This is a genomic window from Flavisphingomonas formosensis (genome assembly GCF_009755815.1).
GTDB classification, from domain to species: Bacteria; Pseudomonadota; Alphaproteobacteria; order Sphingomonadales; family Sphingomonadaceae; genus Flavisphingomonas; species Flavisphingomonas formosensis.
In genome coordinates this window covers 1-21,809 of sequence record NZ_WRPK01000007.1, presented here as the reverse complement: position 1 = coordinate 21,809, position 21,809 = coordinate 1, and the positions used below count along the sequence as shown (strand labels likewise).

27 protein-coding genes are annotated in these 21,809 nt (G+C 65.3%); 26 read left to right on the top strand and 1 reads right to left on the bottom strand.

The window, feature by feature from the left end; all coding sequences use genetic code 11:
• Positions 1–31 precede the first annotated feature (31 nt).
• The 26 genes from GQY20_RS18725 (at position 32) to GQY20_RS33050 (ending at position 21,082) form a co-directional block, all read left to right on the top strand.
• Positions 32–706, top strand: a complete 675-nt coding sequence (locus tag GQY20_RS18725) for a head decoration protein (protein ID WP_157218677.1) — start codon at positions 32–34, stop codon at positions 704–706.
• 81 nt (positions 707–787) lie between these two features.
• Positions 788–1,819 (top strand): major capsid protein, encoded by a 1,032-nt coding sequence (locus GQY20_RS18720; protein ID WP_157218676.1) that lies wholly within the window; start codon positions 788–790, stop codon positions 1,817–1,819.
• Positions 1,820–1,825: 6 nt separating this feature from the next.
• Complete coding sequence (locus tag GQY20_RS18715; RefSeq protein ID WP_157218675.1) at positions 1,826–2,188, top strand: head-tail joining protein; 363 nt, start codon at positions 1,826–1,828, stop codon at positions 2,186–2,188.
• Entirely contained in the window at positions 2,185–2,739 is a 555-nt protein-coding gene (locus GQY20_RS18710; RefSeq protein ID WP_157218674.1) for an ATP-binding protein, read from the top strand. The genes GQY20_RS18715 and GQY20_RS18710 overlap by 4 nt, the downstream gene beginning before the upstream one ends.
• Positions 2,740–2,748: 9 nt before the next feature.
• On the top strand, positions 2,749–2,934 hold the full coding sequence (locus tag GQY20_RS18705; protein WP_157218673.1) for a DUF2635 domain-containing protein: 186 nt from the start codon (positions 2,749–2,751) through the stop codon (positions 2,932–2,934).
• Entirely contained in the window at positions 2,931–4,427 is a 1,497-nt protein-coding gene (locus GQY20_RS18700; protein WP_157218672.1) for a phage tail sheath subtilisin-like domain-containing protein, read from the top strand. Before GQY20_RS18705 ends, GQY20_RS18700 begins: the two co-directional genes overlap by 4 nt.
• 24 nt (positions 4,428–4,451) lie before the next feature.
• Positions 4,452–4,823, top strand: a complete 372-nt coding sequence (locus tag GQY20_RS18695; protein WP_157218671.1) for a phage tail tube protein — start codon at positions 4,452–4,454, stop codon at positions 4,821–4,823.
• A gap of 1 nt (position 4,824) precedes the next feature.
• Positions 4,825–5,112, top strand: a complete 288-nt coding sequence (locus tag GQY20_RS18690) for a phage tail assembly protein (protein WP_157218670.1) — start codon at positions 4,825–4,827, stop codon at positions 5,110–5,112.
• 106 nt (positions 5,113–5,218) lie between these two features.
• Entirely contained in the window at positions 5,219–7,165 is a 1,947-nt protein-coding gene (locus tag GQY20_RS18685; RefSeq protein ID WP_157218669.1) for a peptidoglycan DD-metalloendopeptidase family protein, read from the top strand.
• 1 nt (position 7,166) lies between these two features.
• Positions 7,167–8,495: a DNA circularization protein gene (locus GQY20_RS18680; protein WP_157218668.1), complete on the top strand. Its 1,329-nt coding sequence runs from the start codon at positions 7,167–7,169 to the stop codon at positions 8,493–8,495.
• Positions 8,492–9,574 (top strand): phage baseplate assembly protein, encoded by a 1,083-nt coding sequence (locus GQY20_RS18675; protein WP_157218667.1) that lies wholly within the window; start codon positions 8,492–8,494, stop codon positions 9,572–9,574. Before GQY20_RS18680 ends, GQY20_RS18675 begins: the two co-directional genes overlap by 4 nt.
• The gene (locus GQY20_RS18670) at positions 9,571–10,113 is read left to right on the top strand and encodes a phage baseplate assembly protein domain-containing protein (protein ID WP_157218666.1); all 543 of its coding nucleotides are present in this window, start codon (positions 9,571–9,573) and stop codon (positions 10,111–10,113) included. Before GQY20_RS18675 ends, GQY20_RS18670 begins: the two co-directional genes overlap by 4 nt.
• Entirely contained in the window at positions 10,114–10,908 is a 795-nt protein-coding gene (locus GQY20_RS18665; RefSeq protein WP_157218665.1) for a phage GP46 family protein, read from the top strand.
• Positions 10,905–11,522 carry a YmfQ family protein gene (locus tag GQY20_RS18660; RefSeq protein WP_157218664.1) on the top strand — a complete coding sequence of 206 codons (618 nt, stop codon included), beginning with the start codon at positions 10,905–10,907 and terminating at the stop codon, positions 11,520–11,522. The genes GQY20_RS18665 and GQY20_RS18660 overlap by 4 nt, the downstream gene beginning before the upstream one ends.
• A 6-nt stretch (positions 11,523–11,528) precedes the next feature.
• Entirely contained in the window at positions 11,529–13,070 is a 1,542-nt protein-coding gene (locus GQY20_RS18655; RefSeq protein WP_157218663.1) for a hypothetical protein, read from the top strand.
• 9 nt (positions 13,071–13,079) lie between these two features.
• Positions 13,080–13,283: a hypothetical protein gene (locus GQY20_RS18650; RefSeq protein WP_157218662.1), complete on the top strand. Its 204-nt coding sequence runs from the start codon at positions 13,080–13,082 to the stop codon at positions 13,281–13,283.
• 6 nt (positions 13,284–13,289) lie between these two features.
• Complete coding sequence (locus GQY20_RS18645; RefSeq protein ID WP_157218661.1) at positions 13,290–13,940, top strand: gp53-like domain-containing protein; 651 nt, start codon at positions 13,290–13,292, stop codon at positions 13,938–13,940.
• 10 nt (positions 13,941–13,950) lie between these two features.
• Positions 13,951–14,154: a hypothetical protein gene (locus GQY20_RS18640; protein WP_157218660.1), complete on the top strand. Its 204-nt coding sequence runs from the start codon at positions 13,951–13,953 to the stop codon at positions 14,152–14,154.
• 60 nt (positions 14,155–14,214) lie between these two features.
• A complete protein-coding gene (locus GQY20_RS18635) occupies positions 14,215–17,415 on the top strand; it encodes a hypothetical protein (RefSeq protein WP_157218659.1) in 3,201 nt (1,066 codons plus the stop codon).
• A 63-nt stretch (positions 17,416–17,478) separates the two neighbouring features.
• Entirely contained in the window at positions 17,479–17,928 is a 450-nt protein-coding gene (locus tag GQY20_RS18630) for a hypothetical protein (protein ID WP_157218658.1), read from the top strand.
• 2 nt (positions 17,929–17,930) lie between these two features.
• Positions 17,931–18,545: a C40 family peptidase gene (locus GQY20_RS18625; protein WP_232476148.1), complete on the top strand. Its 615-nt coding sequence runs from the start codon at positions 17,931–17,933 to the stop codon at positions 18,543–18,545.
• Between the two features lie 75 nt (positions 18,546–18,620).
• Entirely contained in the window at positions 18,621–18,824 is a 204-nt protein-coding gene (locus GQY20_RS18620; RefSeq protein WP_157218657.1) for a hypothetical protein, read from the top strand.
• The gene (locus tag GQY20_RS18615; protein ID WP_157218656.1) at positions 18,821–19,183 is read left to right on the top strand and encodes a hypothetical protein; all 363 of its coding nucleotides are present in this window, start codon (positions 18,821–18,823) and stop codon (positions 19,181–19,183) included. The genes GQY20_RS18620 and GQY20_RS18615 overlap by 4 nt, the downstream gene beginning before the upstream one ends.
• Positions 19,184–19,185: 2 nt before the next feature.
• Positions 19,186–19,404 carry a hypothetical protein gene (locus tag GQY20_RS18610; RefSeq protein WP_157218655.1) on the top strand — a complete coding sequence of 73 codons (219 nt, stop codon included), beginning with the start codon at positions 19,186–19,188 and terminating at the stop codon, positions 19,402–19,404.
• 74 nt (positions 19,405–19,478) lie between these two features.
• Entirely contained in the window at positions 19,479–20,015 is a 537-nt protein-coding gene (locus tag GQY20_RS32210; protein WP_198351057.1) for a hypothetical protein, read from the top strand.
• A 581-nt stretch (positions 20,016–20,596) separates the two neighbouring features.
• A complete protein-coding gene (locus GQY20_RS33050; RefSeq protein WP_157218654.1) occupies positions 20,597–21,082 on the top strand; it encodes a DUF3592 domain-containing protein in 486 nt (161 codons plus the stop codon).
• Between the two features lie 111 nt (positions 21,083–21,193).
• Here GQY20_RS33050 and GQY20_RS18595 read toward each other — a convergent pair whose 3' ends face one another.
• Positions 21,194–21,610 (bottom strand): hypothetical protein, encoded by a 417-nt coding sequence (locus GQY20_RS18595; RefSeq protein WP_157218653.1) that lies wholly within the window; start codon positions 21,608–21,610, stop codon positions 21,194–21,196.
• Positions 21,611–21,809: the final 199 nt, after the last annotated feature.

The window sequence follows — 21,809 nt, the reverse complement described above, 5'->3', positions numbered from 1 at the left end:
CCTCCCCCCTCATTGAGAAAGGAGCCCGATCATGGGCAATCCCACTGTCACCCCGCTTGTCGAACTCCGCCACGAGGGCGGTTACGTCGTTTGGGATCCGAGCGACGGCATGCTTACCCGCGAGGCCATTGTCCTCGCCTCCGGCGCCGGCGTGTGCACCGCCGGCCTGGTACTTGGCGCGCTGCTGACCGGCGGCGCCGGTGTCGCCACCGCCATCGGCACCAACACCGGCAACGGCGCCATGGGCGCGATCACGGTCGGCAGCTCGGCAAAGCTCGGCGACTATGATCTCGAAATCGTCGAGCCGGCGGCCAATGCCGGCGCATTCGTCGTCCGCGATCCCGATCATAACCTGGTCGGGCACGGCACGGTCGGCGTCGCGTTCAACGGCGGCGGTCTCGGCTTCACGCTCGCCGACGGCGCGACCGACTTCGTTGCGGGCGATACCTTCAAGATCACCGTGACCGGTGCCCTGAAATATCAGGCGTACGATCCGACCGTGACCACCGGTCTCGAGCGCGCGGCGGCGATCCTCTGGAGCGGCCGGCGCGATGCCACATCCGCCGATCGGCGCGCGGTGGCGAACGTGCGCGGCCCGATGAAGGTCCAGGCGGCCGAACTGATCTGGGGCGCGAACGTCACGACGCAGCAGCACCAGACCACCGCCCTCGCCCAGCTGGCGAAGCTCGGCATCCTCAACGTCTGACCGGCGCGGCCGAGCGCCGCGCCCCTTCCCTGACGGTTGCGCTCCATCGCCGGCGCGACCCCTTTTCGATGGAGCATCCGCATGAGCATCATCAACATCTTCCACAACGACGCGTTCTCGGAAATCGAGCTCACCACCACCGTCGAGCGCATCCCCCACCTGCCGTCGACGCTGGGCGACATGAACATCTTCACGCCCAACCCGATCCGTACCACTGCGCTCGCGGTCGAGGAGCGCAATGGCGTGCTGAGCATCGTTCCGATGAGCCAGCGCGGGCAGCCGACCAATTCCGAACGCACGACCGAGCGCCGCAAGATGCGGTACTTCGACGTGCCGCGCATCTTCAAGGGCGACACCATCCACAGCCACGAGCTGCAGAACATCCGCGAGTTCGGCCAGGAAACGGTGTTCATGCAGGTGCAGGCGGAGGTTGCGCGCCGTCTGGGCGGGCCGACCGGTATTCTCTCGCACCTCGATTATACCGAGGAGTTCCAGCGCCTCGCGGCCGTGCAGGGCCTCCTGCTCGATGCCGACAACAGCGTCTGGTATAACTGGTTCGACGAGTTCGAGATCGTCGCGCCGGACGAGATTGCGTTCAATCTGACCGCCAATGTCGAGTTCTCGCTGCGGCCTATCATCAATGCCATGGTCCGCAGCATGGCTCGCTCGTCTCAGGGCGCCTTCACCACCGAGACGCGTGTCGTCGCGCTCTGCGGCGACGATTTCTACGACAAGTTCACCAATCACATCGACGTGGTGAAGACCTACCAGAACTGGTCGGCCGCGGCTGACCTGCGGCAGGGTGGCGCCTTCCAGACCTTCCCCTTCGCGGACGTCGAATGGGTCAACTATCGCGGATCGGATGACAACAGCACGATCAAGATCCCGAACGACAAGGTGAAATTCTTCCCGCGCAACGCCCCGGGCGTGTTCGAGAAGGCTATGGCGCCGGGTGAGAGCTTCGAATGGATCAATACGCCCGGCAAGGAGCGCTACGTGGTTCCGATCTTCGATCGCGATCGCAACAGCTGGTGGCGGATGGAGGCGTACGAATATCCGCTCTTCATCTGCAAGCGGCCCGAGGTCCTGCGCACCGGCCGCATCGGCGCCTGATCGACGATGTCGATCGACTGGGACGCGCTCGTCCTCTCCCCTGTCATGGCCATCTTTGGCGAGGGGGATGGGACGGACGCGTCCTTGCCGACGTATATGCCGGCGGCCGGCGGCTCGTTCGCGCTCGCCGATGCCGTGTTCGACCGCGAATATCTCGCGGTCACGACCAACGATGACGGCAGCGAGAACGCGACGCGCAAGCCGATCCTCGGCGTGCGCCTGGCGCGCTTCGCGGAGGCGGGCGTCGGCGGCCCGGTGCAGAACGACAAGGTGCTCATCCCCTCGGTCGGAATTACGTACATCGTGCGTGAGGTGCAGCCCGACGGGCACGGTCACGCGCTGCTGCTGCTGAACGCGACGGCGCTATGACGACGACGTCCGACACCATCCTCGACCTGGTGAAAGCAGCGCTCAAACCCGACGCTGCCCCCTACCCCACCGATGCCGAGGGCCGCGTCTATCGCCCGGGTGACTGGGTCACCTGGGACCAGCAATATCCGGCGATCAAGCTGCGCCTGATGAGCGAGGAAAAGACCTCGCTCGGCCGCGCTGACATCGCCTTCACCGTCGTCTCGACCGTGCGCGTCATCGCCCAGGTCGCCGCCTTCGCATCTCCGGATGACGGCGGCGCGGGCGACGCCGAGGAGGCGCTGTGGCGCCTGCAGCGACAGATCGAGGTCGCGGTGATCAACAGCTATCCGCTGACCAGCAAGCTGCAGCAATTCCCCTTCGTGCGCGCTGTGCCCGGCTTCTCCGCCGAGGGTGAGAAGCACCTCGCCGGCATCAACATCGATATCGGCTGCGAGTTCTATCAAGGACCCGAGGACTTCGCGCCGATCACGGCCGACGATCTCACCGAAGTAGGCGTCACCTTCCCCGGTTTCCCCGGCCTCGGCGCCGACATCCCCACCGATCAATAGGAGCGCTTCATGCGGATCATCGCTGCTCCGGACCGCCGCGTGCGCGATCCGGAAACGAAGGCCCTCGTGCCCGACGACGGGCAGGAGGTGTCCGAACATGACGTCTATTGGGCGCGCCTGCTCGCCGATGGCGACGTCGTGCCCGCTCCCGAAACCCCGGCCGAACCGGCCCCCAGCCAGGAAGAGCAGGAATGACCGTCCCGTTCGCACAGATCCCCGCCGGCGATGCGATCCGCGTCCCGCTCTTCTATGCCGAGATCGATCCGAGCCAGGCCAACACGGCGCAGCTCATCCAGCGCGCGCTGATCATCGGCCAGAAGACGAGCGCCGGCACCTATCCGCCCAACCTCCCCGTGCTCGTGCAGAGCGTGACCGCCGGCATCCAGGGTGGCGGCGCGGGCTCGCTGCTGGCCGACATGATCAAGACCTATCGGCTCAACGACACGTTCGGCGAGCTGTGGGCGCTGCCGCTGGTGGACGATGGCGCTGCGGTGGCCGCGACCGGCTCCATCTCCTTCACCGGCCCGACCACGGCCGTTGGCGTGCTCAGCCTCTACGTCGCCGGTCAGAAGGTCTCGATCGCTCTGGCGTCCGGCACCACGGCCGCCCAGGCGGCAACCGCCGTCGCCGCAGCGATCAACGCAGCAACCGCGCTGCCCGTCACCGCGGCGGTCGACGGCACGACCACCAGCAAGGTCAACGTGACCGCCAAGAATGCGGGAGCGACCGGCCTCGACATCGACATGCGCGTCGGGTTCCGCGGTGCGCCGGGGGGCGAGCGCACCCCCGCCGGCCTCGGCGTGACCATCGTCGCCATGACGGGCGGCGCGACGCCGCCGAGCCTGACCGCCGCGCTCGCCAACCTGCAGGACGAGCCGTTCGATTTCATCGTCAGTCCCTACAACGATCCGACCACGATCGCGGCGATCACGGCCTTTCTGAACGATTCGACGGGCCGGTGGTCGTGGCAGACGCAGGTCTATGGCCATTGCTTCATCGCGAAGCGCGGCAGCCAGGGCGCGCTGGCGACGTTCGGCAACGGCTTGAACGACCAGCATCTCAGCTGCATGGGCATCTACGATAGCCCCTCCCCCTCGTGGGAATGGGCGGCGGCGATGGCTGGCGCGGCCGCGGTGAGCGTCCGCGCGGATCCTGGCCTGCCCCTCCAGACGCTCGCCCTGCGGGGCGTGCTGGCGCCGCACCTCGGCGGCCGCTTCTCGCTCAGCCAGCGCAACACGCTGCTGTTCGACGGCATCTCGACTTTCTCAGTCGCGTCCGACGACACGCCGCTGATCGAGAATGTCATCACCACCTACCAGTTCAACGCGCTCGGCGATCCGGACAATAGCTATGTCCAGGTCGAGACGATGTTCCTGTTGATGTATGTGTTGCGTCAGCTTTCCACGGTCATCACGACCAAATATGCTCGCAAGAAGCTGAAAGCCAACGGAACCCGCATCGCACCCGGGTCCAACGTCGTCACGCCGAACACGATCCGCGCCGACCTGATCGCCAAATACAGCGAGATGGAAGAGCAGGGATATGTGCAGCAGTCCGACACCTTCGCGGAAAATCTGGTGGTCGAGAAAAACGCCACCGCCCCGAACCGGGTCGACGTCCTTTATCCGGCGATCCTCATCGACCAGCTGCGCATCTTCGCGCTGCTGATGCAGTTCCGGCTGCAATAATCCCCTCAATCATCGGAGAAGCTTATGGCGACCGATCCCAATCGCCTGGCGGGCACCGCGTACATCGCGGTGGACGGCCAATCTTACGCCATCGTCGGCGAGGGCACCTATCGACCCGATCAGGAGACTCGCGAATCGCTGCCCGGGCAGGACGGTATTCACGGATACAAGGCCATGCCCGCGCCTGGCCGCATATCGTGGCGCGGCCGAGATCAGGGCGGTGTCAGCCTTAAGTCTCTCGGCGATGCCGGCAACGTGACCATCACGCTCGAGCTCGCAAACGGAAAGACCGTCGTCGGCCGCAATATGTGGCGCGTCGGAGACCCCCTCGAGGTGAACACGGAAGAGGCCACTTACGAGGCCGCCTTCGAAGGTCCCGAGGTGCGGGAGCACTGACATGTCCAAGATCGATGAAATCCCCGACGAGCTCGTCATCACGCTTCGCAAGCCGGTCGAGCATGGCGGCGAAACCTATACCGAGCTGAAGTTGAAAGAGCCGACCGCCGGTCAGCTGCTCGAAATCGACAAGCACGACGGCCGCGCCGCCGACGTTTTCAGCGTGTCCCTGATTGCCGGCATCCCGAAAGGCGCCATCGAGAAGATCGGTGCGCGCGATCTCATCAAGGGGGCGAGGTACATCGCGTCTTTTTTGGCCGAAGACCCACCGACTGGCGTCGCATCGTAGACGCGCTCGCCGGTCGCTGGGGCGTTCATCCGCGCGAGATTCTGCGTGACCCTTGGTCTGAAATTCTGGTGTGGGCGGAAACGGCCGGCGTGCTGCGGAGGGACTGATGCAATCTCGCTTCGCCGTGGCCGTCGTTGCCGACGACAAGACGGAAAAGGGCGCGCGCTCCGCCGAGCGACGCCTCGGCCAGGTCGGGAAGAAGGCGGCGAACGACAACCGCGCCGCCTTCGATCGCTTCCGGCGCGATGCTTCGAACGCGAACAAGTCGGTGATCCAGTCGATCAGCCGGGTTGAGGGCGCTGCATCGAAAGCCTTCGGCCGCAGCTCGGTGATGGCGCCCTTCTTGAAGCGGATGGGCGCAATCCGGGAAATGACCGAAGCCGCCAGCGATTCGATGGGGCGGGCCGCGATGGCCGGCGGTGTGCTCACCCGCACCATGGCCGGTATCGGCGTCGCGGGCGCTGCCACGGTCGCCGTGCTCGTCGCGGCGGGTGCCGCAACCTATAAGCTCGTGTCGAACTGGTCCGAAGCTGGCGCCGCGGCAGGCCGCCTCTCCCGCTCGATCGGCATCGCCACCAAGGATCTGATGGCTTTCGAGGGCGCCGCGGCGCGCTACGGCGTGGACAAGGGCGCTGCCGATACGGCGATGGCCAACATCGCCCAGACCGTGCACGATGCCTATCACGGCCGGAACGCCACCGCACTCTTCACCATGAAGAAGCTGGGCATCGGGTTCAAAAAGGGGGCGGACGGCAACCTCGATTACAACGCGACCACCGCCGACATCGCCGATGCGCTGAAGCGCCAAAAGGATCCGCAGACCGCGAACGCGATCGCGGGCATATTCGGCGCGACGGGCGCCCTCCCCTTGCTTCGCGAGGGCTCCGGCACGCTCAAGGCCGAGATGGCCGACGTTGCGAAGCGGGGTCCGGTGCTCGACGACGCCCAGGCGGCGCGGGCCCAGCGGGTGCAGCGCGAAGGCGTGATCGCAAGCCAGATCAAGGACCGCGCTCTGCTGGGCGCTGGTGACTGGCTGGGCGGGAAGATCGAGCCCGTATTTGGTCGCCTGGTCGACGGTGTGTCGCGGTTTCAGGAGAGCGTCGAGCGCAGCTTCTCGCCGGCGGCCACCAAGATAGACCGCGCGGCGGACAAGATTGCGGCCGCAGCGCGAACAACGGGATCAGCCGCTGGCGGCGGCGCGGCGGCGGGCGCCGATCACCGCGTTCTGTCGCGCTTCGGTCCGCGTGCGGCGCCCAAGGCCGGAGCCTCCACCTATCACAATGGCGTCGACCTTCGGGCGGCTGTCGGCACTGCACTCCACGCGCCCAAGGACGGCGTGATCCATATCTTCCGGAACGGCAAGGGCGGGCTCCAGGCGGTGATCGACCATGGCAACGGCCTGGCGACCGGCTATGCTCATCTCAGCAAGGTCAACGTCGCCAATGGCGCCCGGGTCAAGGCCGGCCAGACCTTTGCGCTAAGCGGCGCATCGGGAAACGTCACCGGGCCGCATCTGCATTTCACGGTGACGCAGGACGGGAAGAAGATCGATCCCGAGACATCCGGGCTGATCGGCAGCCTGTTCGGCAGTGGCAACAACAATCTCGGCGGCATCAAGGGCAAGGACGGGCGTTTCCGCAAATTCGCGTCCGAGGCCGAGAGTATCGGCGAAATCGACAAGATCATTCGCCGCGACGTGCGCCGCGGTCAGACGACTCCGGAAAAACTGCTCGATGCTCCGGGCCAGGGCTACGCTCCGGCCGCGGATGGCAATGACGTCCCGGCCTATCTCCGACACATCCGCCAGCGCACGGGCCTGGGCCCGAACGATCAGATCGACATCAACAATCGTGATCAGATGAACGCGCTGATTGCGGCCATCGTCCAGATGGAGAGCGGGCGGAAGATGACCAACGATCAGGTCGGCCGGATCATCGTCGAGCATCGATTCGAAGGACTCCCCGCCGGAGCCAAGGTGACGTCGCGCGATAGCGAAGGCCGTAGCGGCGTGCATTATGCAATGCCGACGAGCGCCGGCGGCGGCGGCTGGTAGAGTGGCCCTCTTCTCCAACGGGCTGCTGCCCGCCTCCTTTCGGGGGGTTCCCTTCGCCGTGGCGCGCTCGGCCAACGAAGGCGGCCGGCGCGTCGTCGTGCACGAATATCCTGGCCGCGATCTGCCCTCCACCGAGGATATGGGGCGCGGGGCGCGGCGCTTCTCGTTCAACGGCTTCCTCGTCGAGGGCGATCTCGTCTACCTCGGCGGGCCCGTGCAGCTGCAGCGTGCGCTCCTGCTCGCCGCGCTCGAGGCGAAGGGCCCCGGCATCCTTACGCATCCGACGCTCGGCATCCTGAACGTCAACGTCCTTCGCTATTCCATGGACGAGGACCTCGGTGCGGGGCGAATGAGCGAGATCTCACTCGCCTTCGTCGAGAGCGGAAAAAAGAGCCTGGCGTCCGTGTTCGCCGCGACGGACGCCGGCGTGCTCAGCGCCGCGACCATCGCCAAGATTGCGATCGTGGCGGACATCGCTCGCGTGCTCGTCTCCGCGCTCTCGGGCGGCGGCACGCATAGCGGGATCTCGAGCTCAGCAAGCCAATGGAGCGGCCAGACCACGGCGCTGGCCGGCGATGCCACGGCGATCAACAAGCTGACTGCCCGGCTGCCTGGCAACAATGGCCGTTTCACGTCGGGCGCGAACGCGGGTTTCACCACCGCCGCGAACGACGCCTATTCGGCCGATGCGACGGTCGCCAGCCTGATCGTTCAGGCGTCGGAGCAGCGGCAGGATGTCGCGGCAGCTGCGGCGACCCTCGCCGCCGCCGTTGCCACCTTGGGCATAGGAGCAACCGAGACCGATGTCGGAAACGCTGCCGGCGACCTGGTCGACGCGCTGGTGAATGCCTGCGCCGACCCGGCGGACGCGCTGCGGCTCCTGGCTAAGCTGCTCGCGTTCAGCCCTGCGGGGATCGATGCAGCCGGCACCACGGGCAGCGCGATCACCGCACTGTTTCAGCGCATGATTGCCGTTGCCCTGGCGGTGAGCTCGGCGCGCTATCAGCCGTCGAGCTACGACGATGCGTTCAAGACGCTGGTGCTGGTCACGTCCTTGATCGACACGGTTGCCACTGCCGCAGCGGATGCGGGCCAGGACAGCACCTATGACGTGCTTCGCGATCTGCGCATCGCCGTGACCCAGGATCTCAAGGCCCGCGGTGCGACGCTCGCACCGATCCGATCGTTCAACGTTCCGCGCTCCCGCTCGGCGCTGGCATTGGCGCAGTCCATCTACCGCGACGCGTCGCGCGCGGATCAACTCATTGCCCAGGTGGTCCCCGTCTCGCCACTCTTCATGCCACCATCATTTCAGGCGCTCGCATCATGACCGACACGACCCCGGAGGAGGTCACGCTTAAGGTCGATGGACGCGCGATCACCGGCTGGCAGAATGTGAGCCTCACCCGCGGGTGCGAGCGCATCCCCAACAGCTTCTCGATCGGTCTCACCGCCCTGAACCCCTCCGACGGGTCCAAGGTCGTCGCCTTCGCAGGGCAGGCTTGCGAGCTGGCGCTTGGAAGCGACGTCGTCATCACGGGGTATATCGATCGCGACACCAACGGAGGCGATGCGAACGGACATCAGCTTTCCATAACGGGGCGCGGCAAATGCCAGGACCTTGTCGATTGCTCGGCACAATGGCCATCGGGCCAGCTCGTCAATGGCAATGTGCTGCAGGTCGCTTCGCAACTGGCATCCTATTACAACATCGGCGTATCGGCGCTGAACGGCGTCGACGTCGGTCCGCAGATCCCGCAGTTCCAGCTTGAGTTGACCGAAACGCCGGTTGGCCTGATCGAGCGCCTCGCGCGCAACGCCGGCCTGCTCTTCTACGAGGACGAAAAGGGCGACCTCGTCCTTGCCCAGGCAGGCCAGGAAAAGCACTCGAGCGGCGCGAAATACGGCGATGGCGGGAACGTCCTTCGGTGGCAGTTCGAGCGGTCGATGGACGAGCGGTTCAGCGAAGTGGTCTGTTCACTGCTGAGCGTGGATCCCCTCATTGAGGCGGGCGACGCAGGCTTCCAGATCGACATGCAGAAGGACGCGAACGTCAAACGGCATCGGCGCCTCTATGTGGTCGCCGACCAGTCCAGCCAGGGACAGGATCTCTGCAAGCGTCGCGCTATATGGGAGGTCGCTCGCCGGGCAGGCCGAGGCACGCAGGTTCGCGTCCTGCTCGACAGCTGGCGCGACAAGGACGGCAAGCTGTGGACGCCGAACAAGCTGATGCCTGTGACGGTGCCCGGTCTCGACGGGGCAGACGTCATGCTCTGCATATCCGAGGTGACTTATCGCCGGGACGATCGTACTGGCACCACCGCCGAGCTGCTCCTGATGCCAAAAGAAGCGTTCACCCCCGAACCTATCATTCTTGTTCCCGATCCTATCATCGAGGCCGTGCAATGATGCGCCAGTTCTGGGAGTTCGTCCGGCGCGGCCGCGTCACCGTCGTTGACGACAGTGACGTCGTGCAGAAAGTCCAGATCGACGAAGGTCCGATGGATCCAGACGGCGGGCGCCGCATCTCCGATGGCGTGATCCGAGTGGCCGAGTTCGGTTTCGCTTCGTCGCCGCCCGTCGACTCTGATGCCGTGCTGGTTCGGCTGCCAGGCAACCGAGCGCTCTCGCTGGTGGTGGCCACCAATCATCGGGATAGCCGCCTGCGCAACCTCCAGGCGGGCGACGCGGCGCTCTACGACGCGCGCGGCGCCTATGTCTGGTTCAAGGATGGCGAGGGCCTGATCATCGACGCTGCCGGGCAGGCGGTCACGATCCGTAACTTCAGCAGCTGCACTATTGACGGCGATCTCCACGTCACCGGCGACGTGCTGAGCCGCAATGGCGACGTCAGCATGAACGGCGTGCACGACGCCTATAACGGCCACACGCACGGCGGCGTGCAGGCCGGCAGCGACAACACAGACCCTCCCACTCCGGAGGCCTGAATGCCCGACATTGCGACGATATGGGATCCGGACAGCGGCACCGGAGACTGGGTGCTGTCCGTCCCGCAGCTCAATCTGCTGGTCGACGAAAACGGCAACTCGGTCGTCGATGACAGCGCCGCGCCGATCTGGACGGATATCGAGGCCTATACGGCGGGCACGGGCCTGCTCGCCGGCAATGACCTGGTCACGGCCGTCCTGATCAGCCTGTTCACCGATGCGACGGCCGACACCGAGGACACAATCCCCGACGGCACGACCGATCCGCGCGGCTGGTGGGCCGGTGACATCGGTTCGAAATTCTGGCTGCGGACCCGGTCCAAGCAGACGCCGACCGTGCTTGCTCTGGTCAAGAGCGATTTCGCCAACGCCCTGCAATGGCTGCTCGACGACGGCGTCGCCGCCGACGAGACCCGCGCGACCGAGGCGACGGGCGACCAGCTCACCGTCGCCAATGCCCTCTATGACGTGCAGCCGGTGACGGTGCTGCTCTATTCGGTCGCGCCCGAGCCGAACACGGTGAACCTCACCATTGCCGGCATTTCGGGCGTCAGCACGTCGGTCAAGAACGCGATCGCCGCCGCCTTCGCCTCCGCGCTCCAGACCGGCGCCGTCCCCGGCGGCACGACGAACATCTCGGCCATCCAGGGCGCGATCGAGAGCGTGCCCGGCAGCGCCGGCTTCGTGCTGACCAACGTCGCGGTCAGCAACGGCACCGTCACTCCCGGCAGCGCCGGCAACATCCAGTCTGCCGGCGGCTATCTGCCGGTGCCCGGCACGATCACCTACGCATGAGCGGAAAATTCTCAGCCGATGATTATGCCGGCGCGATCCGCGACCTGATGCCCACCGGCAGGGTCTGGCCGAAGGATCCGGGCAGCGTGCAGGGCAAGCTCATCGCCGCCCTCGCTCTCCTGCCGGCGCAGATCGATGCGGACGCCATCGCACTCCTGGCCGACGCCTTTCCCGCCGGCACGACCGGTCTGCTGCCCGAATGGGAGGAATCGCTGGGGCTGCCGGATCCGTGCCTGGGCAACAGCCCGACGCTCGCGCAGCGACAGGGATCGGTCCTCGCCCGCTTCACGGCAGGCGGCGGCCAGTCGCGGCAGCGCTTCATCGACTTCGCCGCAGCGCTCGGCTTCACGATCAGCATCGAGGACTATGCGACCTTCCGCGCGGGCGAGAGCAGCGCAGGGCAGCCGGCGTGCGGCGACGAATGGGCCTTCACCTGGGGTGTCACCATCATCGCCAATACCAGCAACCTGCCGGTGAGCGCGCTCAATTGCGAGATGGAGGCCATCAAGCCCGCGCATACCTATATCTTCGCAGCTGGCGGCACGTTCGTCAGCGAGGACGGCTTCGACACCTTCGTCGGCGAAGACGGCACGACCCACTTCATCCAGGAGTAAATCCGCATGCTCAAACGGCTGTTCGCCGTCCTCGGGGCGGCGCTGCTCGCGTGCGCGCCTTCCATGGCGGCCGAGGTCAAATATTCGCAGCTGCCGCTCGCCGGGACACTGGTCGGCAGCGAGCGCATCGTGTCGGTGCAGGGCACCGGCTGCCCGGCCAGCACGGCGCCTTGCAACAACGTCATTATCAGCCCCGCCCAGATCGCCACCTTCGCGGCGACCAACAGCGCACTGACCTCGGCATTCCAGCCGCTCGACGCGGACCTCACCAGCCTCGCCGCCGCATCCGGCACGAACACCCTCTATTACCGCTCCGGCGCAGGCACCTGGTCGCCGGTCACGCTGGGCACCGGCGTCACCCTGTCGAGCGGCACGCTCGGCGCGACCGGCACCGGCCTCATGCCGGCGAACAACCTTTCCGACCTGTCGAATCTGTCGACCGCCCGCACCAATCTCGGGCTCGCGATCGGCACGAACGTCCAGGCCTACAACTCCAATCTCGCGGCCATTGCTGGCCTGACGACCGCGGCGAACAAGGTCGATTACTGGACGGGCTCCGGCGCGGCCGCCACCACGGACCTTACCTCCCTCGGCCGGACGATCATCGGCGCATCGAGCGGATCGACGGTCCTTTCCGCGATCGGCGCGCCCTCTTCCGACGATATTCAGTCCTTCTCCTCGTCCGGCACATGGACGAAGCCGAGCGGCGCCAAGCTCGTGCATGTGATCGTCACTGGCGGCGGCGGCGGCGGCGGCGGTGGCGCGTTCGCAGCGACGTCGACCGCGACCTCGGGCGGCGGTGGCGGCGGCGGTGCATCCCGCACGGAAGTATGGATCGCTGCCTCCGCCGTGGGGGCGACAGAAACTGTCACCGTCGGCGCGGGCGGCACGTCGGGCGCGGGCGGCACGTCGGCGGCCGGATCGGCTGGTGGTGTCGGCGGCGCGAGCTCGTTCGGATCATGGCTGACTGCCTATGGTGGCGGTGGCGGCGCGGGCGGCCAGGTCGGCACCGCGTCGGGCGGTGGCGGTGGCGGCGGCATCGTCGGCGCCGGCAGCTCCGGCAGCGGCTCGACGGCAGGGTCCGGCACGGTCGGCGGCGCGAGCGGCGGCAGCGGCGTGGCGGGTTCCATCGGCAACGGCGGTGGTGGTAGCGGCGGCGGCGGATCGAGCGCGGCGGGTGCATCGTCCGCAGGCGCTGCATCTCCCGGCGGATCGGGCGGCGGCGCTGCCGGCGCCGGCATCACATCCGCAAACGCAACGGCGGCCGGTGGCGTGGGCGGCAAATCGCTGGGCGCACAGGCGGCGGCAGCGGCGGCAGGCGCAAGCGGTGGCGGCAATGGTGGCACGCTGACGGCGACGACCGCCTATCTGCCGGGCGGCGGCGGTGGTGGCGGCGGATCGTCGACCACCACGAATGGTGGCACCGGCGGCGATGGCCAGACCCCCGGCGGTGGCGCGGGCGGTGGCGGCTCCGCGCAGACGGGCTTTGTCGGCGGAGCCGGCGGAACGGGCGGCGCGGGCCGCGTCGTCGTCATCACGTCATTCTGAGGGGATCACATGTCCGCAACCTGGCTTGTGCTCGACGCCGAGGGCGTCGTCGTCAACTCCGTCGAATGGGACGGCAGCACCCCATGGATGCCGCCCGCCGGCTGCTCGATCGTGCCCGGGGCGGCAAACCCCGGCGTGGGCATCGGCTGGACGCGAGATAGCACCGACTGGCGGACACCCGCGACGCCCGATCCTGAGAGCGTGGAGGGCTGAGCGCACATGCAACGGATCGATCACGTCACGGCATCGCCCGCGCTTCCCCCGCCGGCCGCTCCGGGCACGCCGGGCTACTTCACCGGCGGCGACCCACTTACCGCCACTCCGCCGACGACCGTCACGCCCGATTGGCTGAACGGCTTTCAGGAGGAGCTGGTCAACGTCATCCTTGCGGCCGGGCTCACGCTCGACAAGACGAACAATGCCCAGCTGCTCGCGGCAATCATCGCAATTACCTCGCCCGGGGGCGGTGGTGGCATCGTTCCCGCGTCGGCGGCTGAGATCCTCGCCGGCACCATCAACAACAAGGTTCTGACCCCGAAGAACCTGCGCGATGCGATGCCGCGCGATTATACGGCCGGCTGGCGGCAGGAGGCCGATGGCTGGCTGGAGCAGTGGGGGCAATCCGTTGCCGTGTCGGGTGGAACCAGCACCACCACCGCATCGATCACCTTCCCCATCTCGTTCCCGGTCGAATGCATCGACGTCTACGCGGTGCCGCTCAACCCGCCGCAGCCGTTCCTATGGAACCCGCTCACCGTTCTGCGAACCGCGGTGTCGCAGACCGGCGCAACGTTCCTGTTCGACACCACCGACGCTGCCAAGCCTTTCACGCAGAACGTCAATTTCCGGTTCTTCGCCAAAGGCCGTTGAGGACATCGCCATGCTCTATTTCAGCCCATCGACCGGCGGATTCTATCACCGCAAGGTGCACGGCATGCGCGGCACGCCGAAGGACGCGATCAAGATCAGCCAGGAGCGCCACCGCGAGCTGCTCGAGGCGCAGAGGCAGGGCCATCGCATCGTTGCCGGCGACGACGGCAAGCCGGTCGCTATACCGCACGAAGAAGCGCCGCCCGAGGCCTGATCCGCCCGCCATCGCAGACGAACACAGCCCGCCTTGCGCGGGCTTTTTCATGAGGTTTTCATGGGCACTATCCCATCTTACCCGCCGCCCTCCCGGCCGCTGGACGGAACCGAAGATCTCGCCACCTGGCAGGATGGCAAGCAAGTCTCGGCGACCACCGGCGAGGTGGCCGCCCTTGCGACGGAGCTGGTCCAGGCCGGCAGTCCGAATTTTGCGCAGGCGACGGGCACCGCCAACGCGCTGACCGCCACGCTCACCCCTGCGCCGACGGCCGATATCGCCGCCGGCTTCCGCATCAGCCTGCTGGTCACCAGCGCCAACACCGGCGGCGTGACGCTCGCCGTGAACGGCCACGGCCCATATGCGGTGACGCAGCGCGGATCGGCGCTGACGCCGGGCAAGCTGCAGCCGGGCATCATCGCCAACATGACCTTCGACGGGAACGTCTTTCAGGTCGACAGTCTCTACGAGACCTTCACCGACGCCGCGCGCCGTATCGGCTCGATCGGCACGGTTCCGGTGCCTGCCGACGCGACCGACGCGCAGGTCATGGCTCTGCTCGCGACCGCGCAATCGGCAGACGTCAACAACGCGATCGCCGCGGCCCTGGTCACGCTCAACGGCTTCGTCGCGACCGGCTCCGCGCAGCTCGCCGCGACGCAGGGCTATGCGATCCTGGCGCAGCAGTCGGCGGCCAGCCTGGCGAGCACCATCGGATTCACCGCTTCGCTCTACAATGGCTATGCCAGCCTGCTTGCGCGGGTCTCCGCCCTCGAAAATCTCGGCGCAACCCCGGCCCCCTGGCTGCAGGCGGCGTCGATCAATGCCAACGGCTCCTATGTCGACCTGACCGTCGCAAACACCTACAGCGGCGGCACGCTCAATCCCTTCCAGGCCGGCAAAAGCCTGATGGGCGTGCGCGTCTGGCGGCAGGGCTTCGACGTCAACGGCAACCCGGCCGTCTATGAAGAGGTGATCCCGATCACCAAGGCGGTGCGCAAGGCGTGGCCGAACAATGCCCAGATGGATGACACCGTCACCGGCAGTATCGCCATCATTCGCTGCTGGCTGGCGAGCAAGATCTATTCGACCGACGTGGCCGTCGTCAGCGGCACGCCGCTGCTTCCGATCGTCGAGTTGAAGGCGGGCTGGTTCACGAAGAGCGCAAGCAACGCGCCTGCGCAGACGCTCCAGCTCACCGCGAACAATTCCACCGTCACGTCGCCGCCGGCGGTGATCAACCATGTGACGCCGCATCGCCTGACCGTCGGCAATACGATCAGCGGCGAAATCCTCGCGTTCCACCGCAATGCGCGCAAGGGCCTGCAGGTGCCGTGCATCAAGGTGACGGCGAGCGACGGAACCACGAGCGTCTCGGGCACCTTCACCGGCACGGCCCCGTCGCCGCGGACGAGCGATCGATCGCCTGTGGTGGTCTACGCCTGGTCGTTGGACATCACGAGCCTCACCGACAACCACATCGTCGAGATCACCGCGCAGGGCATCCCATGGATCGGCACGTCGGCGTCGATCGCGGACAGCACGACTGGCGTCGCCGGCCGCGGCTTCAACAAGCGGCATTTCCTGAAGCATGTCGCCTGGGCGGCAAACCCGCCACTGGTCTATCTCTCGCGGACCGGCAGCGACAGCACGGGCGTCTGCTCGACCAACAAGGCGACGGCCCAGGCCAATCCCTGCCTCACACCCGATGGTGCGATGCTGAAGGCGATGGCGGCGAATGCTCGCATCGATTCCGTGGTGGTGAAGGCCCGGAAGGAAGGCAGCAGCACGCCCTATGTGCTGAACAGTGCGGGCGCCGGTGCGGGCAACAATCGCACGCAGAATGTTGCGGCGCCGACCTTCACCTATGACGACGAGGAGGCGGGTGGCTGGACCGCGACCGACAACGTCTACAGCTTCGGTGCGGCGGCCTATGCGCCGAAGATCGTGCAGGGGTTCACCTCGCCCGTCACCAGCGCCTACATCCGCTTCAACAAGGTCGGCGTGCTGCGGACTGGCTCTAGCAACATGCAGGGCAGCAATCCGGGCTCGGGCACGGTCACGCTCAACATCATCTGGGACGACTGCGTTTTCGACAATGCTGGCTATGCCTTCACCTATCTGTCGAGCGCGGCCGATTGGATGTATGGCCTCAAGATCCTCAATCCGACGAGCCAGGCCGTCACGATCGGCGGCACCGAACATCGCATCATGCGCGGTGTGGAGTCGAATGCGGGTGGAACGTTCACTGCAGGAACAGGTGGTGTCAGCAGCACCACGTTGACGGTCACTGCGATCAAGCCGGGCACCGTGCTGAATGCGGGCCAGCGCCTCCAGGGCGCGGGCATCGCGGGCACATCGACGATCAGCGCCCAGGTGTCGGGAACGACAGGCGGCGTTGGCGTCTATACGCTGAGCGCGCCGCAGACGATCGCCGACGGTTCGGAGCTCCACACCACCATCCCGTTCGAGACATGGCTGACGATCGGCTGCAAGTTTACCGGCGCAAGCTTCGCAGCATCCAACACGCGATCGATCGACGGCGGCATGTTCGCCTTCAACGAGATTCGCCAGACGCCCGATGGCTGCCTCGGTATCGCCGGCAGCTACAATGTCACCGGTTTCGCGATCGTCCAGAACCTCTTCGAGCGGATCAACAGCTACGAAGGGACGACTCTCGTCATCTCCGCCGACAGCGCGACCGGAAATACCGATCACATCATTGAGTTCTACAACACTTACATCGGGGCATATCTGCTCGGTCGCGACAACAGCTATTATGATGAGACGACCGGTCTCCTGCGGACCCAGGCGCGCGCCGTGGCGAAGAAGGACATTCGGACGTATCGCGCCATCAAGAGCGACATCTTCCAGGCGGGAAGCCATGGCGATCCGAATGCTGGATTGCACGTGGGGAATTGGGATCAGGCGAACGGCGTCGATTTCGCTTATGAATGGACGACCTATGGCGGGTTCATCGCCAGCGCCACTCCCGAATATTTTGGGTTCGGCTCGGTATCGGGCAGTTCCCAGACGGTCATGCTGGATCCCGGCTTCAGGAACTTCCAAGGATCGACGACCAGCAGTCCCGGCGTCTATGTCTCAGGCCAGGGCGGCGGTGATTACCGCCTCAAGTCGATCGATCTCTATGGCGATGCGACCGACGGCCCCGGGCGCTTGCTCGGTGGCGATACCTACCTGAGTCACGACCTCAACGCCGTCGCGCGCATCTCCAAGGACGCCGCGGGCTGTTACGCCTGATCCCTGCTCCGATCGAAAGGAAACCCCATGGATGCGCACGCCCTGCGCCACGGGAGGACATGCATGAACCCGTGGCTTGAAACCGCGATGACGAAATATGGTTGGATCTGGATCGGCCTCACGGTCGGCCTCGCGGCCAAATATGCGCTGCTGATCAAGCGGGGCGTCCAGATCCGGCCGTGGCTGCTGGTGGCGGACTTGCTGCTGCTGCCGCTGGTGGCGCTCATTGCCTATTCGATCGTCAGCAAGTTGGGAGCGAGCGGCGAGACCGCGGCGCTCATCACCGCGCTGGCGACCGTCGGCGCTGATCGGCTGGTCAAGCTCTATACCGAGCGCTTCCTGCGCCAGGTCGACGCCCTGACGATCGAGCGTTCCGAGCAGGTGCATGGCAAGATCCGGCAGGAAATCCAGCTGGGCCTCTCCGGCGAAAACGTGATCCGCGATGCCGCGCAGGGCCGGCTTTCGGACGGGCCACCGATCGCGCCTCGCCACATCATCAACGACGACGTTTGACCATGACGACCTATCCCAAGGGCTATGAATGGCTCGGCCGTCTGGGCGTGCTGCCCAAGGTCACGGAGGCTGGCCTCGCCATCTATGGCACGAAGGAAGCGCCCGGTCCTGCCGACAATCCCGCGATCCTCTATTGGCGTGACGAGCTGATCGCCGCCGGCGTGAAAGGGCTCGGCGGCTACACGCATGACAGCGTCGCATGGTGCGGGCTCACCATGGCCTATGTGGCATTCCGCGCCGGCAAGCCCGTGATCGATAATCCGCTCTGGGCGCTCAATTGGGCGGCCTACGGCATGATGATCGCGCATAACGCCGGCACCACCGCGTCGCCCCGCCTCGTGTTCGAGAAGGGCGCGCAGGCGATCCTGGGCGACGTGCTGGTATTCAGCCGCCCCATCGCAGGCGGCTATGCCGGTCATGTCGGCACATACGTTGCCGAGGATGCGAGCGCCTATCATGTCCTGGCAGGCAACCAGGGCGATGCGGTGAGCATCTCGCGTGTCGCCAAGGCGCGGTGCGTCGCCGTGCGCCGGCCGCCGGTCAAGACGGTGCTTCCGGCGTCCGCCAAGCCCTATCGCGTGGCCGCGGGCGGAACCCTTTCGACGAACGAAGCCTGATTCCCGGCCCCCGCTGAAACCCTCTCGCCCGACGTCGAGCCGGCGGCGCGGGCCGATCCCCTATGGAGTTCGAACATGCTCGATACGAAAGCGTGGTGGCAGAGCCGCACGATCTGGCTCAACATCGTTGCTACCGTCTTCGCCGTGCTGGGCGCGATGAAGTTGCTTCCCGAAGGCCTCGAACAGGACCAGGTCGTCACTGCCATTATGGCCATTGTCGGCGTGGTCAATTTCGTGCTGCGCATCGCGACGAAGCATGCGATCGGACCGGCACAGTGAGGCGCGCTCTGCTCGTCCTGGCGCTCGCGGCCGGCCTCGCCGGCTGCAAGACGCTGGGCAGCCCGGCCACGGCTGGGCAGACGCTCTTTGCCGCTGTCGGCACCTATAAGGCGGCGGTGATCGGCGCGACGACCTATGCCGAATCGCCCGACGCCTCGCCGGCGGTGGTCAAGGCCGCAACCGAGGCCAATCGGGCAGTGCAGCCGGCCGTGAAGCTTGCCGACGCCTATCGGCTCTGCACGACCGGCGCGGCTAGCGTGGGCGGCACGCCGTGCGCCTCGTTCGACTTCTCGACGGCAAACCTGCTCGCGGTCACGACGCAAATCCGTGATGCGGCGGCCAAGCTACAGGAGCGCTGATCATGGGGAATGCCCTGCAACTCATCCTGCATCTGCTGAATGTCGCCATCGCGGCCGGCGCGGCGATCGACCAATTCACGCGCATCCGCGCCCAGGTCGAGGCGATGGTCGCGGAGGGCCGCGATCCGACCCCGGAGGAGTGGGAAGGCTTGCTTGCCGATCTTCCCGATTGGTCGGCGAGGCTCGAGGCGGCAAACGCGAAGCTCAATCCGGGCGAGTGATCGGGTCCGGTCTAAACCGGAACAACCGCAATTGCCCCGTTGCGGACGTTCCGCGCATTAAGTTAGGTTGAAGTATGGATCACTCTGACAGATACGCATTCGTTGAATTCGTGATCGCTGATGAAGCCGCATTTGATCGGTTGGCGACAGTCGTGGCGGAGTTGCAGAAACAGAAGTCGGGGGATATCACCTGCGATGAAGATCATTGGCTTCCCTATTTCACCGCTTCGGATCTGTCAGAGTTTTGGTGGCCCGACGACGTCGAGATGGAACTTTGGAATAAATTCTGGTTCTCCACGCCTTTGCCGGACCGACACAGTCCCGAGATGCCGGCTACCCCTTGGGATTTTCGCTCGCTGATAGAAGCTGTTCTTGGCGGGGAGTATGAATTGATTGGCGTCCGAAGAACCGGTCCAAGTTTGGCGCGACTGGAGATCGACCCATACGCCTACCCATATGGCGGCATCGACGCCGCACGCACCTTGATTCGCGCATTCGGCCATAAAATCATAGGTTTCGATGACGGCGCAGGGTTCATCAAAGACGACCCGCAACGCCCTCGCTGGCACAAGGACATGCCGCCGTTCGCACTCAAGAAGGCTGTCTCCTAGATCGATTTAGACGTTTTGATAGACGCCGGCTTTCCACTATTCCTTGCCGTCCGGAGCCGGAGACCGCGTTGCCAGGGGGAACGGCGGGAAGGGCCACAATGACCATTCGGGTCGGATCAAACAATACGTGCACCAAAGCCGGTGCATTGTTATTCGTCATCCATGCGATCGGTGTTTCTTGAAGGTATTCTAAGCGAACAGTTGGCAAGCAATGGACTCTCCGCGGAATTTCCCGATCAGTCCGGGTCGACGAGAGTGGTGTTCGATCCGTCAGGAAAACATTCCATAGGCTGGCTTTATGTCTCGGAACCGGTTGACCCTACAGAGCAGCTAGGACCCTACATGATCCAAGCCGACTATTCGGGAAGGCGTTGGGAGTTCGACGTGAAGCAAAGGGTGGTCGAAGCGCTCCTACGCATTCAGGTGCACATCGGGGGCGAGTTTCGGGACTATGGAGATTGAAGCGGAGACGTCCACTTCCACCCAGTTTGCGGCGTTGATAGCCGCGCATCCGTTCGGCGAGCGCGGCGGCGGCTAACGCCCCAATAGCGGACGCCGCTCAGGTCCGTTAAGGGAGAGGGATGCGGAAGAAGTCACTGCTCGAAGCTATGAAGGGGCTGTCCGCTCTCACCACGCTGGCGTTGTTGGTCAGCTTCCCTCTAATGATCATTGGTCACCTCGCGATGGTTGAGCATGACCGTCGGATCCAGTTAATCCGCAACGGGGAAACGGCTCACGCCATCGTCACAGATTCGAAGTCGGTGCTTCGGTCGTGCTTATTTCGATACCGGTTCCAACTTCAGAACGTCACCTACGAAGGTGGCAAAAATGGCGGTTGCAAGCTGATTTCTCAAAAACCCGTCGGGAGCGTGGTTATCGTGCGGTTCGACCCACGTGATCCCACTAGGTCGATAGCCGTGGGTGGAGACCTTTGGCCGGGTTGGGCGATTGTTCCCGTCCTAATTGGGTTGCCCATACTGTTCGTCTGGGGAGTGGCAGCCTACTCTGTTATTGGCAACGCGTTCAGCCCACGGCGGCGAGGTAAGCGAGCGGAGAGAAGATCATAGGGCGCGCTCGCAGTTTCCTGAGTAAGGGCAGCTTTCCACCATTCCTTGCCGTCCGGCGCCGGCCACGGCGTCGCCAACGGGGAACAACGTGAATCGCCCCAAAAGCGGACCTTACGCAGAGGTCACGGGCGGGTGCTTCCGGGCGTCAAGCCGTTTCCCATAGACGCCATCGAAGCGATCGGTGCGGCACCGTCCCTTCTGATCAACGACGGTGACAGAAAACTCCCTACCAGATTGTGTCTTTGTGAAGCGGGCGGTGAAGCCAGCAAACGCCTCGGATGATATCCCGTGCCGCAAGCATAGGCTCTCAAACACGCGAGGGGAGTCCTCAATAAAGCTACGAAGTTCTGGGGAGGATACACCCGCTAGCAGTCTACCACGAAGAACATCTATCTCGATCGTTCCGCCCTCGCTCTGTCCCGCATCATCATATGGGTAGAAGCCATAGCTGTTGAACAGCAGGCTTGCGCCGCTCCCAAACGAGTCGGCGAAATTATGTGCGATTGAGCAAAGGTCGTCGAATTTCATACCGCTGCCCTCGTTGGCAGCCTCCATACTGCGTCATCTCTCGCCCGCGACGCAAGCGGTGTGCTATCGCCCTCATCAACAAAGCTGATGGGGTGGACGCCCCCCGACGGCATCGATGTGCCAGAGTGGAGGTGTTTGAAGCACCACTGAGGGAGGCGTCCGTGTCGCAAGCTATCACAATCGGGCTGGATATCGCCAA